Origin of the sequence: Brachybacterium equifaecis (genome assembly GCF_023509525.1) — a bacterium.
GTDB classification, from domain to species: domain Bacteria; phylum Actinomycetota; class Actinomycetes; order Actinomycetales; family Dermabacteraceae; genus Brachybacterium; species Brachybacterium equifaecis.
This window is the reverse complement of record NZ_JAKNCJ010000001.1, coordinates 424,773-438,348: the sequence shown is the minus strand read 5'-3', so window position 1 is coordinate 438,348 and position 13,576 is coordinate 424,773. Positions and strand designations below refer to the sequence as shown.

At 68.5% G+C, this 13,576-nt stretch carries 14 protein-coding genes; 7 read left to right on the top strand and 7 right to left on the bottom strand.

What is annotated here, in order from left to right; translation table 11 throughout:
• The first annotated feature begins 74 nt into the window (after nt 1-74).
• The 4 genes from Bequi_RS01995 (at nt 75) to Bequi_RS01980 (ending at nt 3,351) form a co-directional block, all read left to right on the top strand.
• Nucleotides 75-689, top strand: a complete 615-nt coding sequence (locus Bequi_RS01995) for an ATP-dependent Clp protease proteolytic subunit (RefSeq protein ID WP_249736329.1) — start codon at nt 75-77, stop codon at nt 687-689.
• Nucleotides 690-805: 116 nt separating this feature from the next.
• Nucleotides 806-1,435 (top strand): ATP-dependent Clp protease proteolytic subunit, encoded by a 630-nt coding sequence (locus Bequi_RS01990; protein ID WP_249736754.1) that lies wholly within the window; start codon nt 806-808, stop codon nt 1,433-1,435.
• Between the two features lie 189 nt (nt 1,436-1,624).
• On the top strand, nt 1,625-2,983 hold the full coding sequence (clpX, locus tag Bequi_RS01985; protein ID WP_249736328.1) for an ATP-dependent Clp protease ATP-binding subunit ClpX: 1,359 nt from the start codon (nt 1,625-1,627) through the stop codon (nt 2,981-2,983).
• Complete coding sequence (locus tag Bequi_RS01980) at nt 2,983-3,351, top strand: chorismate mutase (RefSeq protein WP_249736327.1); 369 nt, start codon at nt 2,983-2,985, stop codon at nt 3,349-3,351. Before clpX ends, Bequi_RS01980 begins: the two co-directional genes overlap by 1 nt.
• Before the next feature lie 39 nt (nt 3,352-3,390).
• Here the strand turns inward: Bequi_RS01980 and Bequi_RS01975 are convergent, their stop codons facing one another.
• Entirely contained in the window at nt 3,391-3,657 is a 267-nt protein-coding gene (locus Bequi_RS01975) for a Txe/YoeB family addiction module toxin (protein ID WP_249736326.1), read from the bottom strand.
• Complete coding sequence (locus tag Bequi_RS01970; RefSeq protein WP_249736325.1) at nt 3,654-3,896, bottom strand: type II toxin-antitoxin system Phd/YefM family antitoxin; 243 nt, start codon at nt 3,894-3,896, stop codon at nt 3,654-3,656. Before Bequi_RS01970 ends, Bequi_RS01975 begins: the two co-directional genes overlap by 4 nt.
• Between Bequi_RS01970 and Bequi_RS01965 the strand changes: the two genes are divergently transcribed.
• Complete coding sequence (locus tag Bequi_RS01965) at nt 3,895-4,593, top strand: class I SAM-dependent methyltransferase (protein WP_249736324.1); 699 nt, start codon at nt 3,895-3,897, stop codon at nt 4,591-4,593. The genes Bequi_RS01970 and Bequi_RS01965 overlap by 2 nt on opposite strands.
• Nucleotides 4,594-4,673: 80 nt before the next feature.
• On the opposite strand, the gene valS is transcribed toward Bequi_RS01965, so the two are convergent.
• The 4 genes from valS to Bequi_RS01945 form a co-directional block, all read right to left on the bottom strand.
• Nucleotides 4,674-7,343: a valine--tRNA ligase gene (gene valS / locus Bequi_RS01960; protein ID WP_249736323.1), complete on the bottom strand. Its 2,670-nt coding sequence runs from the start codon at nt 7,341-7,343 to the stop codon at nt 4,674-4,676.
• Between the two features lie 77 nt (nt 7,344-7,420).
• Nucleotides 7,421-9,679, bottom strand: a complete 2,259-nt coding sequence (locus tag Bequi_RS01955; RefSeq protein ID WP_249736322.1) for a hypothetical protein — start codon at nt 9,677-9,679, stop codon at nt 7,421-7,423.
• Nucleotides 9,676-10,296, bottom strand: a complete 621-nt coding sequence (locus Bequi_RS01950; protein WP_249736321.1) for an ABC transporter ATP-binding protein — start codon at nt 10,294-10,296, stop codon at nt 9,676-9,678. Before Bequi_RS01950 ends, Bequi_RS01955 begins: the two co-directional genes overlap by 4 nt.
• A gap of 120 nt (nt 10,297-10,416) precedes the next feature.
• On the bottom strand, nt 10,417-10,617 hold the full coding sequence (locus Bequi_RS01945; RefSeq protein WP_249736320.1) for a hypothetical protein: 201 nt from the start codon (nt 10,615-10,617) through the stop codon (nt 10,417-10,419).
• Between the two features lie 567 nt (nt 10,618-11,184).
• Between Bequi_RS01945 and Bequi_RS01940 the strand changes: the two genes are divergently transcribed.
• Both Bequi_RS01940 and Bequi_RS01935 read left to right on the top strand, forming a co-directional pair.
• Complete coding sequence (locus Bequi_RS01940) at nt 11,185-11,382, top strand: CsbD family protein (RefSeq protein WP_249736319.1); 198 nt, start codon at nt 11,185-11,187, stop codon at nt 11,380-11,382.
• 98 nt (nt 11,383-11,480) lie between these two features.
• Entirely contained in the window at nt 11,481-12,266 is a 786-nt protein-coding gene (locus tag Bequi_RS01935) for a metallophosphoesterase family protein (protein WP_249736318.1), read from the top strand.
• Nucleotides 12,267-12,291: 25 nt separating this feature from the next.
• Here the strand turns inward: Bequi_RS01935 and Bequi_RS01930 are convergent, their stop codons facing one another.
• Nucleotides 12,292-13,554 (bottom strand): hypothetical protein, encoded by a 1,263-nt coding sequence (locus Bequi_RS01930; RefSeq protein ID WP_249736317.1) that lies wholly within the window; start codon nt 13,552-13,554, stop codon nt 12,292-12,294.
• Between the last annotated feature and the right edge of the window lie 22 nt (nt 13,555-13,576).

The following is a 13,576-nucleotide window of genomic DNA, read 5'->3' as shown; positions in this document are numbered from 1 at the left end:
GCGAACAGACGGGTCGTCTGTCCGAGCGGCGGCATAGAGTCGAGTCATCGAGTTCTCGGACTAAGGAGACACCCATGACCTCGCACCCTCAGAACGCCTCGGGCGATACGCCCATGGGCCTGGATGACAACGTCTACCAGCGCCTTCTGCGCGAGCGGATCGTCTGGCTCGGATCGGATGTGCGCGACGACAACGCGAACGCGATCTGCGCGAAGCTCCTCCTGCTCGCCGCGGAGGACTCCGAGAAGGACATCTACCTCTACATCAACAGCCCCGGCGGCTCGATCACGGCCGGCATGGCCATCTACGACACCATGCAGTACATCCAGCCGGATGTCGTGACCGTGGCGATGGGCATGGCGGCGTCGATGGGCCAGTTCCTGCTCTCCTCGGGCGCCCCCGGCAAGCGCTACGCGACCCCGATGACCCGCGTGCTCATGCACCAGCCCCTCGGCGGGCTCGGCGGCACCGCCACGGAGATCAAGATCCAGGCGGATCTCATCCTCTCGATGAAGCGCCAGATGGCCGAGCTGACCGCCCAGCAGACAGGCAAGAGCGTCGAGCAGATCAACGCCGACGCCGATCGCGACAACTGGTTCACGGCCCAGGAAGCCCTGGAGTACGGCTTCATCGACAAGATCGTGACCCGTGCCGACGACGTCAGCGGCGGCGGCGGCACCGAGGACTGAGACCGCGCGCCCTGATCTTTCGATCCTCGACCCTCTCCAAGGAGCACCCCGTGACCTTCGACCGCCGCTACGACTTCACCGCCTCCGCGGGCGCACCTGCCGCGCAGGCAGGCCCCATGCCCACCAGCCGCTACGTGCTGCCGCAGTACGAGGAGCGCACCGCCTACGGCTTCAAGCGCCAGGATCCGTACACCAAGCTGTTCGAGGACCGCATCATCTTCCTCGGCGTGCAGGTGGACGACGCCTCCGCCGATGACGTGATGGCTCAGCTCCTCGTGCTGGAGTCCCAGGACCCCGACCGCGACATCACGCTGTACATCAACAGCCCGGGCGGCTCGTTCACCGCGCTGACGGCCATCTACGACACGATGCAGTACATCAAGCCCGACGTCACCACCGTGTGCCTGGGCCAGGCCGCCTCCGCGGCCGCCGTGCTGCTCGCCGCCGGCGCGCCCGGAAAGCGCCTCGCGCTGCCGAACGCCCGGATCATGATCCACCAGCCCGCCATGGGCGGCCAGGGCGGAGGCGGCCAGGCCTCGGACATCGAGATCCAGGCCAACGAGATCCTGCGCATGCGCGAGTGGCTCGAAGAGACCCTCGCCCACCACTCGGGCCGCAGCAAGGAGGAGATCAGCCGCGACATCGAGCGCGACAAGATCCTCACCGCGCAGCAGGCGCTGGACTACGGACTGATCGACCAGGTCCTCGCCTCGCGCAAGGACACCCGCCCGCAGATCGCCCGCTGACCCGAGCATCTTCCCGAGCAGGTGCAGCGGCCCCGGAGCGAACGCGCCGGGGCCGCCGCCTTCCCGCCGCAGAGGGCCCGCTGGGCTACCGTGGTGGGCGGTTGGACCGCCGCACGCCGGCGGCCGAGCCGAGAGGGCGGGCAGCTCGCCCGCCGGCTCCACCCCGATCCACGAGAGAAGAGAGCGGACATGGCGCGCACGAGCGAGGGGGCCGACGTGTTCAAGTGCTCGTTCTGCGGGAAGTCGCAGAAGCAGGTCGAACGGCTGATCTCCGGACCGGGCGTCTTCATCTGCGAAGAGTGCATCGAGCTGTGCAACGAGATCATCGCCGAGGAGATCTCCGCCGCCGAGCCCGCCGCAGCTGAGCAGTCCGAGCTCCCCACTCCCCGCGAGATCTTCGACTTCCTCGAGGAGTACGTCGTCGGCCAGGAGCCCGCGAAGCGCGCCCTGGCCGTCGCCGTCTACAACCACTACAAGCGGGTGCGCGCGCAGTCCTCGCCCCCGGCGAGCTCCGGAGCGGTGAAGAGTGTCGGCGAGCCGGAGGTCGGCGGATCCGCAGGGGCCCCCTCTGCGCAGGGCCAGGACCCCCTCGTCGAGGTCGCGAAGTCGAACGTGATGATCGTCGGGCCGACGGGCTGCGGCAAGACCTACCTCGCCCAGACCCTCGCGAAGCTGCTGGACGTGCCCTTCGCGATGGCCGACGCCACCGCGCTCACCGAGGCCGGATACGTCGGCGAGGACGTCGAGAACATCCTGCTGAAGCTGCTGCAGGCCGCGGACTACGACGTCGAGCGCGCTCAGCGCGGCATCATCTACATCGACGAGGTCGACAAGATCGGCCGGAAGTCCGAGAACCCCTCCATCACCCGGGATGTCTCCGGCGAGGGCGTGCAGCAGGCGCTGCTGAAGATCCTCGAGGGCACGGTCGCCGCGGTCCCCCCGCAGGGAGGGCGCAAGCACCCCCATCAGGAGTTCATCCAGATCGACACGACGAACGTGCTGTTCATCGTGGCCGGGGCCTTCGCCGGCATCGAGGACATCATCGGCTCGCGCATCGGCAAGCGCGGCATCGGCTTCGGCGCGGAGCTGCACACCCCGATGGAGCAGGCCGAGATCTACGCGAAGATCCTCCCCGAGGATCTGCTGAAGTTCGGCCTGATCCCCGAGTTCATCGGCCGCCTTCCCGTGCTGACCAGCGTGAACAACCTCGACCGCGAGGCGCTGATCCAGATCCTCACCGAGCCGCGCAATGCCCTGGTGCGTCAGTACCAGCGCATGTTCGAGCTCGACGGTGTCGAGCTCGACTTCGAGCGCAGCGCGCTTGAGGCCGTCGCCGATCGCGCGATCGAGCGCGGGACGGGCGCCCGGGGGCTCCGCGCGATCCTCGAGGAGACCCTGCAGTCGGTGATGTTCGAGGTCCCTTCGCGCACCGACATCGCGAAGGTCGTCATCACCGAGGGCGTGGTGCGGGAGGGCCGGGCCCCTCTGATGCTGTCCACGAAGGACGTCGACCGCGAGGACGACGGCCGGCAGGAGCGCAGCGCCTGATGGCCGGGAGCGAGAGGATCGGAGCGCGGGGGGGCGGGGGAATCGATGGTGCCCCGGCTGATGATGCGGCCAGGGCCCGCGAGATCCTCGCCCAGGAGCGGCGCAGCATCGACAACATCGATGCGGCTCTCGTGCACATCCTCGCCGAGCGCTTCCGTCACACCCAGCGCGTCGGAGTGCTGAAGGCGCAGCACGATCTGCCCCCCGCCGATCCGGATCGCGAGGAGAAGCAGATCGCCAGGCTGCGGTCGCTGGCCGACGAGGCAGGCCTCGATCCGACCTTCGCCGAGGCCTTCCTGCGCTTCATCGTCACCGAGGTCATCCGCCACCACGAGCACATCCAGGCGGGGGAGCCGCCCTCGCTCTGACCGCGCTGCGGCGTCGGCCGGGCGTGGTGTGCCCGAGAGCTACTCGTAGTGCGTCCACATGCGCAGGACGTGGATCGCATGCTCGTCGGGGAGCACTTCATAGACGAGACGGTGCTGGATGTTGATCCGTCGCGAATAGCAGCCGGCCAAGTCTCCTACGAGCTTCTCGAACCTCGGCGGGGTCGCGAAGGGATCGTCGGCGATGATCTCCAGGAGCCCTTGAGCCTTCGCCTTCATGTCGGATGCGGCGAGCTTCTTCGCATCCTTCTGCGCCTGCCGGGAGTAGACGACTCTCCAGGTGCTCACCAGTCCAGCTCCTCGGAGCCGGCGTCGATCCCCTCCTCGCGCGCGGCGTGGATCGACTGCGCCATGCCGGGGATCGAGGCGAGATGGATCGTCTCCTGGATGGCCCGCCAGTCCTCCTCGCCGACGAGCACGGCATTGCCCCGGGCGCCCGTGATGGTGAGCGGCTCGGATTCGTCGTTCACCTGGTCGATGAGGCGATAGAGATCGGAACGGGCGGCGGTGGCGGTCACAGCGGTCATGGCCACAGCGTACGCCTTCGCGTACGTCGTGGCCATGACCGCTTGCGAAGAGAGCGCCCCGGGGCGGCTGAAGGCGCGAGGCCCGGTCCCGAGCTATCTTCGGGGCGTGCACCCGTTCAGTCAGCAGTGGAATCACAATGGCCACCAGTACCCGCGCGTGCTGCGTGCTGTCGCTCCCGCCGGGCCCGTGCGCCTTCTCGATGTCGGCTGCGGGGACGGCACCTTCGCCCGGTGGGCCCATGCGCAGGGACACGACGCGACGGGAATTGATCTAGAGGTGCCGGGTTCGACCCACAGTGCAGTACCCCTCATCCCGGGCTCTGCAGAGCGGCTCCCGTTCGATGACGCCGCATTCGATGCGGTGACGATGGTGATGGTCCTGCACCACGTGGACGCCGCGATCGCACTGCGCGAAGCGTCACGCGTCCTTCAGCCGGGAGGACGGATCGCTGTGCTCGGTCTCGGCCGCGACAGCTCGCTCACCGATCGAGTGCGGAGCTGTATCGATGTCGGGCGCAACGCCGCTCTCAGGGCCCGGAATGTGTGGTGGGATCCGGGATGCTCGACGCAGGAGCCTCTGCAGACCTGGACCGAGGCACGGACGGAGCTGAGGGCCCTGCTGCCAGGAGTCACGTGGCAGCGCCTGCCGCTGTGGCGCTATCTCGCCGTCTGGTCGAAGCCGACGGTGCTGCACTGATGCAGTCGTCGTTCGGACGCCGCGAACGCACCGGGCGCCGCACCCCGTGAGGTGCGGCGCCCGGTGAGCATCGGCTGAGGTCAGCCCCGCGGCTGCTTGGCCGGGGGCTCGCCCATCTCGACGCCGCTCGCGGTGATCGTCTCGACGTCGCCGCCCGTGATCTCGAGCTTCTCGATGCGGCCGAGGGAGACCAGGTCAGCCCGCCCCGCCTCCGCGTGCTCGAGCTGCGCGGCCGGGACGGTCAGGGTGAGCTGCAGGATCGGGGTGCGCTGGGAGACCTTCGCGTCGGACTTCAGGCGGCGCACTGCGATCGCGAGGTCCGCGAGGGTGCCGAGCAGCGCGGAGTCCTGGCCGGCAGCGGCCTCGCGCAGCGGAGCGGCGCTCGGCCAGGGCTGCGTGTGCACCGACCCCTCGCGCCACCACGACCACACCTCCTCGGTCGCGAACACCACGACCGGGGCGAACAGGCGCAGCTGCACCTCGAGCGCGATCGCGAGCGCTGCGCGCGCCGACGCCGTCGCGGCCTCGGAGACTCCGGCCTCGGCGTTGCCGTGCGCGCGCTCCTTGACCAGCTCGATGTAGTCGTCGCAGAACGCCCAGAAGAACGGCTCTGCGACCTCGAGGGCGCGCGCGTAGTCCATGTCCGCGAACGCAGCGGTCGCGGCCTCGACCACCTCCGCGAGTCGCGCGAGCAGGGCGCGATCCAGCGGCTCCGTGACGGCCGACGGGTCCGCGGCCAGGCGCCCTGCGGGGTCGGCCGGAGCCTGGCCGAAGCCTAGCGCGAACTTCGAGGCGTTGAGGATCTTGATCGCGAGGCGGCGCCCGATCTTCATCTGGCCCTCGTCGAACGCGGTGTCCACGCCCTGGCGGGCGCGGCCGGCCCAGTAGCGCACGCCGTCGGAGCCGTGCTGCTCGAGCAGGCCGATGGGGGTGACCACGTTGCCCTTGGACTTGGACATCTTCTTGCGGTCCGGATCCAGGATCCAGCCGTTGATCGAGGCGTGCTTCCACGGCAGGGAGTCCTGCTGCAGGTGGGAGCGCACGATCGTGGCGAACAGCCAAGTGCGGATGATGTCGTGGCCCTGCGGGCGCAGGTCCATCGGGAAGACCTTCTCGAACAGAGCTGGGTCGCTGTTCCAGCCGCCCGCGAGCTGCGGGGTCAGCGAGGACGTGCCCCAGGTGTCGAGGATGTCGGGGTCGGCGGTGAAGCCGTCCGGCTGGTCGCGCTGGTCCTCGGTGAAGCCCTCGGGCACATCGATCGTCGGATCGATCGGCAGCGACTCGACCTTGGGAGTGAGCACGCGCGAGTAGTCGGTCTCCCCGTCGGCGCCGACGCCGTACCAGATCGGGAACGGCACGCCGAAGAAGCGCTGGCGCGAGATCAGCCAGTCACCGGCGAGGCCCTCGACCCAGTTGCGGTAGCGGGACTCCATGTACGCAGGGTGCCAGGTGAGCTCGGTGCCGCGGGCGATGAGCTGCGAGCGCAGACCGTCCTCGGACTGATCCCGGCCGCCGTTGGTGAGGTACCACTGGCGGCTCGTCACGTACTCGAGCGCCTTGTCGCCGTTCTCGTAGAACTTCACCGGGTGGGTGATCTTCTTGGGCTCGCCGACGAGATCGCCGGTCTCCGTCACCATCTCCACCACGCGCTTCTGCGCGGAGAACACCGTCATCCCGGCGAGCTCGGCGTAGCGCTCCTGGCCGCCTGCCGAGGTGATCCACGGGGCCTCGGGCAGGAAGCGGCCGTCGCGGCCGATCACGGAGCGCGTGGGCAGGTCCAGCTCGCGCCACCAGATGACGTCGGTCGCATCGCCGAAGGTGCAGATCATCGCGATGCCTGCGCCCTTGTCGGCCTGCGCGAGGCGATGGGGGAGCACGGGCACCTCGACCCCGAACAGCGGGGAGGTGACCGTGGTGCCGAACAGGCCCTGGTAGCGCTCGTCCTCCGGATGGGCGACCAGTGCCACGCACGCGGGCAGCAGCTCAGGGCGGGTGGTCTCGATGAAGACCTTCTCGCCGGAGCCGTCGGCCTTCGTGAAGCCGATGCGGTGGTAGGCGCCGTCCTTCTCGCGGTCCTCCTGCTCGGCCTGGGCGACGGCCGTGCGGTAGGTGACGTCCCACATCGTGGGGGCCTCGGACTGGTAGGCCTGGCCGGCCTCGAGGTTCTCGAGGAAGGCGCGCTGGGAGACCGCGCGCGAGCGCGCGTCGATGGTCTGGTAGCTGTGCTTCCAGTCCACGGAGAGGCCGAGGATCCGGAAGACCTCCTCGAAGGAGGCCTCGTCGATCTTCGTCAGCTTCTCGCACAGCTCGATGAAGTTGCGGCGCGAGATGGGGATCTGGTTGGCGGCCTTGGCGGACTTGTTGTCGCCGCCCTCCTGCGGGGGCGTGAAGTCCGGAACGTAGGGGAGCGAGGGATCGCAGCGCACGCCGTAGTAGTTCTGCACGCGGCGCTCGGTGGGCAGGCCGTTGTCGTCCCAGCCCAGCGGGTAGAAGACGTTCTTGCCGCGCATGCGCTGGTAGCGGGCGATCATGTCGGCCTGCGAGTAGCCGAACACGTGGCCCACGTGGAGGGATCCGGAGGCCGTGGGCGGCGGGGTGTCGATGCTGAAGACCTGCTCGCGCGTGGTGTCCTCATCGAAGGCGTACACCTGGGAGGAGCTCCAGACGCCGTCCCACTTCGCCTCGAGGCCGTCGAGGGAGGGCTTGTCGGGGATCGCGGAGGCGGAAGAGGGCGCGGAGGTCTCGGTCATGCCCCCATTGTTCCAGGCGGGTGGGCGCCCCCGCACCTGGCTCAGTGTTCGGACTGTCACGCCCCTGACCGTCCCGGCTATGTCGCTGCTCCGGGCCGCCAGGACCCCAGGGCCCTCCGCACTGTGCGGAGGGACGCGACCGCCAGAAGGACCATGAGCAGGATCGGGATCACGGCGGTGGCAACGAAGAATCCCTCGGGGAGATAGCCGTTCAGAGGCGGCATCGTATATGGCAGAGTCGTGTACAGAGCGACAAGATTTCCGATGAGGATGGCAACCGCGAGCGGGAGCACGACTCGTGCCGCAGTGAGCCCGACTGCGAATCTTAGATCTGCACCCCACATGGTCGCCACCCCGGCAGCGGGGCTATCTGAGGCGGCATCTCCCACGATAGCGCCAAGCGTGGCGAGGACGAGCAGCACGGTGGCCGCCGCGACGACGAGAATGCTCCACTCAGATCTGTCGCGGCTCTCCTGAAGGCCGATCAGCCACCCGCGCCCGATCGGATCGATAGAGGCCCTCGGAAGTGAGAAATGCGCGAGAGTCGTTTTCAGGGGCTCCAGCGGGAGATCTGCTCCGCTCTTGCTGAGCAGATACCAGCTCACCTCGTCAGAGCGCGCGACGTCATCGGTCAACGGGATCGATTCGACTCGCGCACCGGGCCCCGCGCGATCTGCGATGGCAGCCTCCAGTCGCAACGCCGGCACTGCTGCTGCCGGTGCTGCGGAGGCGCAAGGAGCTCCTAGCTCCCCCAGGATGCTGCAGTCCCCGAACAGGCGAACGGTGCTTCCGCCCGGGCTCACTTCGGCATCGAGGGCGATGAGGGTGGCATCAGGCCCTGCTGCACGCAGTGCGGTCGAAACGGGCGAGGCGTCGAGGCCCGCAGAAGTCGGGGCGATCCCGTCGAGCGATAGGACAGTGGTGCCGAGGCTCTGCTCGAGAGCAAGAGCCGCTCGCTGGCTGGATGAGGTGATAGTCCCGATCGTCATTGCCTGGGCGACAAGGACGATGATCAGAGCGATCCCGCTCGCGAGGCGCCGAGACGCGACACTGTCGGCGAGTGTTTGGCGGCAGCCGACCAGGAATCCTGTGCTGCCGAAGCGCCGAGCGATTCGCACGCCTGTGGAAGATGCGGCTGCGGTCACTGCGCTCAGAAAGCTCGGTAGCGCCGCCGTGATGAGAATGAGTCCGCCATAGACGACGAATATCCTCAGTGCGGACTCCTCCCACCCCAGCGTCTGCTGCAGCGTGATGACGGTGCCGACTGTTGCGACGGGCAGCGCGAGAAGGCCCCGCCAGCTCGCGGGCTTCACCCGGGCACGCGGGCGTGTTCCGATGCCCGGTCGAGTGCGGTTCGCCGCGAGCACGAGCAGTGCCGAGAGTGCGATGCCGAGGAGGAGGGCGCCCGTCAGCCACAGCGAATGAGCACGGAGGTCTCGGCTCTGGACAGTGAATCCGACATGCGGCAGAGGCAGATCGATGCACAGCGCGGTGATCAGGAGTGCTGATGCCAGCCCGCAGCCCAGAAGGTAGGGGATGCCGACCTGGCCGATCAGCGCGGCCCGGATCTCGCGAGGACGGCCGCCGAGGAGGCGGAGGATCTGAGAGCGGCGATCACGTCGATGGGAGCCGACACGTGATCCGACCAGAAGAAGCAGTGCGGACGGGATCGTGAGACCGAGTATGAAACCGACCAATGGTTCGAAGACGCTCCGCTGGTACGCGACGCCACCGAGGAAGCCGCTGTCGAACGGCGAGGGCTTGCGGCCGATTCCGAATCCGAATCCGGTGAGCGGATAGCCGCTGAAATTCTTGACAGACTCGGTCGAAGGACGTACGTAGATCACGCGCTCGCCGGGCGAGGAGAGGCCTGCGAGCCCGATCTCGAGCGGTGAAGGACTCCCGTACCGCTCGACGAGCACGTCTCCCGCTGCTGTACCGGCGAGGGCCGGGGAGAGTACGACCTCGCCCGGGGCGGGCCAGCCCTCCAATCCAGGAGGCAATGGGGAGTCCGGGCCCGGCTCAACGACAAGCACGAGAACCCAGTCGTAGTCCACCGCGTCATTGGCTGCCCGCCAGCGCGGACCGTCATTCAGCGGCTCTGCACCAGACAGCCACCCGCGATCGATGCGGGCATCGTCCCGGGCCAGGCGCTCCTGGTAGGTGGCGACAGTTCCCGCCAAGACAAGTAAGGAGCTGACAAGCGCGAAGGTTCCGAGCGCGATGAGAGCGGCGCTGATGCGGCGCTCCGGTCTGCCCCGGTCGAGATTGTGGCCGAATCGTAACCACCAGCGGAGCGGCTCTGGCGTGCTGCCAGCTGCCTGGAGGAGCTTCATCGCTGGACCAAGTGTGCAGGGCCCGTGCTGGATGCGAGCAGTTGGAAGCTTGCATCTGTTCGCCCGCCCAGTTCCGGGTCATGCGTGACGATCAGGACTGAGGCATGCCAGCGCTGCGGGATCGAGAGGATGAGATCAGCCACGAGATCCCGGGTTTCCCTGTCGAGAGAACCCGTCGGTTCGTCGGCCAGGATGAGAGAGGGCCGGGTGACGAGGGCGCGCGCCACGGCGACGCGCTGGCGCTCGCCGCCGGAGAGGTCCCTCGTCAGGGCGGCGGCAGGGGAGATCCCGACCTCCTCCAGCAGGGCGGCGGCCTGGGAGAGAGCGGAGGCGGCTCGTGCTCCTCCGAGCATCAGCGGGAGCGCTACGTTCTCCTCCGGCCGCAGCTCATCGATGAGCTCGCCGCTCTGGAAGACGACGGAGACAGTCCTGGCCAGGAAATCCCGGCGCTCGACGCTGGTCAGGCGCTGCACGTCCCGTCCATCGACGAGGATGCTGCCGCTCGTCGGCTTCACCATGCCGAGGATCGCGCCAAAGAGGGATGACTTTCCGACGCCGGAGCGCCCGATGAGAGAGGCTGAAGTCCTTTCCGGCACCTCGAAAGAGACGTGCTCCACGACCGTTCTGCGATGGTATGCGACCGTGACGTTGTCCAGCTTCAGCATTGCGCGGAACCCCTCGATGTTCGTGCGGAGGTGCGTGGGGCGGGCCGGGTGAGCCCACCCCACGCGGGCTGGTCAGATGTAGATGAACTCGCCGCACGAGTCGTCGTCCCACGGCCGATCGGTGCACGCCTGGAAGTTCGCGACGAGCTTCCCGTTGGTGAAGGTCTGCGAGATCGACTGCCCACTCGACTTCGTGATCAGCTGTCCCCTTGTGCCCGTATTCAGCCCGTAATTGGCGTAGATCCGGTTGTTGTCAGCGCGAGTGTCTGTCACTGTCAGCTTGGTCCTGTTCGTGGAGACGCTCGCCGCGCCCCCAGCTGTATTCGAAGTCCACCCTGCGAAGGCGACCGATGAGCCTCCAGCGGCGAGTGTCGCTGTGAGCACTGCTGCTGCTGCAATCCGTCGTGCACTGAACATCATTGTCCTCCGTTGCTGTGATCCGCCCCTCCATGAGGCGTGATTGGAGAATAGGGCACTATCCGGGGGGGGCAATGGTAGCGGCGGAATTGGTGCAGAAAGCTGTCGGCAGCGGGGAGGAGGGGAGGGAGATCATCGAGGTGACGAGATGCCGGGTGGCGGCGACGCTCAGGGGCCACGTGGTGATTTCGGCCGGGCGAGTCGCACGGGGAGCCGTGAATCAGCGCGCCGACGATGCGAGCGGGCTGGCTCTGCTTGCCTTTGGGTGGAGACCGCGGAAGTTGCAGGCGACAGTCCCGGCCCGGGCCCGCACACCGCACTCAGGGACCGGCCCGCAGCAGGGTCTATGCTCTCGCCCACACACGGTGCCCGCGGTCCCCTTCCGGGAGATGCGGGCGCACCCAGCGATCAGAGGAGAGACCCATGAACCTGCAGGACGACATCGAGAACAAGACCCAGGAGCTCGGCGGCAAGGCCAAGGAGTTCATCGGCGAGAAGACCGGTGACCGCGAGCTCGAGGCCGAGGGCGCGGGCGACAAGGCCGAGGCCGGCGTGAAGCAGGCCATCGAGAACGGCAAGGACGCCCTGAAGAACATCTCCGACGGGTTCACCAAGAACTGATCGTCCCTTCTCGCAGAACGGCCCCGCAGAGCGATCTGCGGGGCCGTTCCCGTGCGCGGAGGCGAGAGCGGGATCCGGTCGGCGGATAGCCTGGATCCATGCAGCGAAGCGCCATCGCAGTCATCTCCGATATCCACGGGAACGTGACGGCTCTCGAGGCCGTCCTGGCCGACATCGAGGCGCGCGGGATCCAGCGGATCCTGCATCTCGGCGACGTCGCAGGGAAGGGGCCGCGCGGATCGCAGGCGGTGGCGATCGTGCGCTCCCGCTGCGAGGCGAGCGTCCGCGGCAACTGGGAGGCCTATCTCAGTGCCCGGGACGAGCCGTGGAGCGAGGAGCTCGCCTGGTGGCGCGCAGAGCTCAGCTCTTCCGATCGGGAGTGGATGCGCACCCTCCCCGGAGCGATCGATCTCGAGCTCGGCGGCAGGAGGATCCGACTCGTGCACGCATCGGCCGTCGACGAGTTCACCCGGGTGCATCCTCAGCACACCGCTGCAGAGTTCGACGGCATGTTCGAGAACTCGCCGTTCACCGCCGACTGCGCTGCTCTGGACGATGCGGGATGGGCGGCTGAAGGCCTGCAGCCCTCGATGGTGGTCTACGGCGACATCCACGCAGCCTTTCTCGAGGTCAAGGATGGGTGCACCCTGGTGAACACCGGCAGTGTCGGGAACCCGCTGGACGAGCCGACGGCCTCGTACGTGATCCTCGCCGACGCGGTATCGAGCCTCTCCGTGCAGCACGTGCGAGTCCCCTACGACATCGAGGGGGAGATCGCTGCCGCCGAGAATCTGCGCATGCCGGGGCGGGAGGCGTATGCGATCGAGTTGCGCACTGCTGTCTACCGAGGGCGCCACGGGGAGCGCGTTCTCAGCGGCCGCTGAGACCGCCCCGGCGACACCGAGGGGCCTACGGCTTGGTCGCGAGCGAGCGCAGGGCCTTGTGGACGGCACTCACCAGATCCTGCGCGGTGTCGGTCTTCTTCGCCTGGATGACGTAGGTGCGGCCGTCGTACTCCCTGGTCACGCGCGGCAGGAGGGTGCGCCACGTGCTCGATCCGCCGATGGAGACGAGGAACGTGCCCGAGCGCGGGATGCCCGGGGCATGCACGCGCACCGCCAGGCGGTTCTCCTCGAGGTCGGGCTGCTGGCGCGGCACGAGGGGGAAGCCTGCCCCTTCCAGCCGCGCGGGGTCCAGCACCTCCCACAGCAGGGAGCGGGCGTCCTCGATGGTGCGGGTCGCAGGCGTCCCGATGAACGGTCCCGTCTCGAGCGCGAAGTCGGGATCGTGGCGCCAGTCATCCCGAGCGGCGATCGCCCGCACCCGCTTCTCGGCGTCGGCGCGAGCGGTCTCGTCGGGCAGCGCTCCGATCCCGAGGGAGAAGGAGCGGGTGGGGCGGCTGCCCACGAGCCAGATCGCGGAGCCGTCCTCCACGGCGTCCAACTCGACGCCCAGATCGCCCGTGCTCCCGCCGACGTGCAGCCAGGCCCGGGGGTGCGAACGGCTGGAGGAGAAGCGCGGGGCGCGGCCCATCAGCTCACGGCTCACCAGCAGCATCGCCTGGAGGTGAGCGCGGAACTCCTCGGTGACCTCCCGGTCCAGCAGCACGGCGGGGGAGACGGGCTGGTGGGCGTCGGGCACCGCCTCGTTCTCGCCGAACTCGCCGAGAGCGCGCCAGAGCTCCGCGCGCTCCTCGTCCTTGGCGCTCATGCGCTTGACCACCTGGGCCCAGGTGACGATCCGCAGCCGGTCGTCGTCGGCCGCGATCTCCTGGCGACGAGATCGCGGGATGACCAGCAGCAGCCGATTGCCCGGGTGGTCGCGGAACCCGTCGAGCAGCTCCCGGATCCGCTCGGCATCCATCTCGCCGTCCACCACGAGCTTCACGCCGAGCGTGCCCTCGCCCTTGCCCTCTGCCGGGGCCTGCGCGATGAGGTCGAACGCGGTGGGGCCGGTGCGGGTCGTCGTGCGGAAGGTGGGCACCTCGGTGTCGATCCGGGCGATGCGGCGCGTGAACGCGCGGCGCGCGCGGCGATCGCGCAGCAGATGATCGAGCATCCCTCTCGCCATCGCCTCATGGCGCGTGCGCGGAGCGTCCTTGCGGTTCACGGCGGGCACCGCGGCGAGACCGCTCGCGATCATGCGGCCGACGGACGGCTGGGCTGTGCTCACGAAGGGCTCCTTCATCGGCGGC

What these genes read in the sequence shown, in the direction of transcription:
- Bequi_RS01995 (WP_249736329.1), top strand. Translation starts at nt 75, where the DNA reads ATGACCTCGCACCCTCAGAACGCCTCGGGCGATACGCCCATGGGCCTG.
- Bequi_RS01990 (WP_249736754.1), top strand. Translation starts at nt 806, where the DNA reads ATGCCCACCAGCCGCTACGTGCTGCCGCAGTACGAGGAGCGCACCGCC.
- clpX (WP_249736328.1), top strand. Translation starts at nt 1,625, where the DNA reads ATGGCGCGCACGAGCGAGGGGGCCGACGTGTTCAAGTGCTCGTTCTGC.
- Bequi_RS01980 (WP_249736327.1), top strand. Translation starts at nt 2,983, where the DNA reads ATGGCCGGGAGCGAGAGGATCGGAGCGCGGGGGGGCGGGGGAATCGAT.
- Bequi_RS01965 (WP_249736324.1), top strand. Translation starts at nt 3,895, where the DNA reads ATGGCCACAGCGTACGCCTTCGCGTACGTCGTGGCCATGACCGCTTGC.
- Bequi_RS01970 (WP_249736325.1), bottom strand. Translation starts at nt 3,896, where the DNA reads ATGACCGCTGTGACCGCCACCGCCGCCCGTTCCGATCTCTATCGCCTC.
- valS (WP_249736323.1), bottom strand. Translation starts at nt 7,343, where the DNA reads ATGACCGAGACCTCCGCGCCCTCTTCCGCCTCCGCGATCCCCGACAAG.
- Bequi_RS01955 (WP_249736322.1), bottom strand. Translation starts at nt 9,679, where the DNA reads ATGAAGCTCCTCCAGGCAGCTGGCAGCACGCCAGAGCCGCTCCGCTGG.
- Bequi_RS01940 (WP_249736319.1), top strand. Translation starts at nt 11,185, where the DNA reads ATGAACCTGCAGGACGACATCGAGAACAAGACCCAGGAGCTCGGCGGC.
- Bequi_RS01935 (WP_249736318.1), top strand. Translation starts at nt 11,481, where the DNA reads ATGCAGCGAAGCGCCATCGCAGTCATCTCCGATATCCACGGGAACGTG.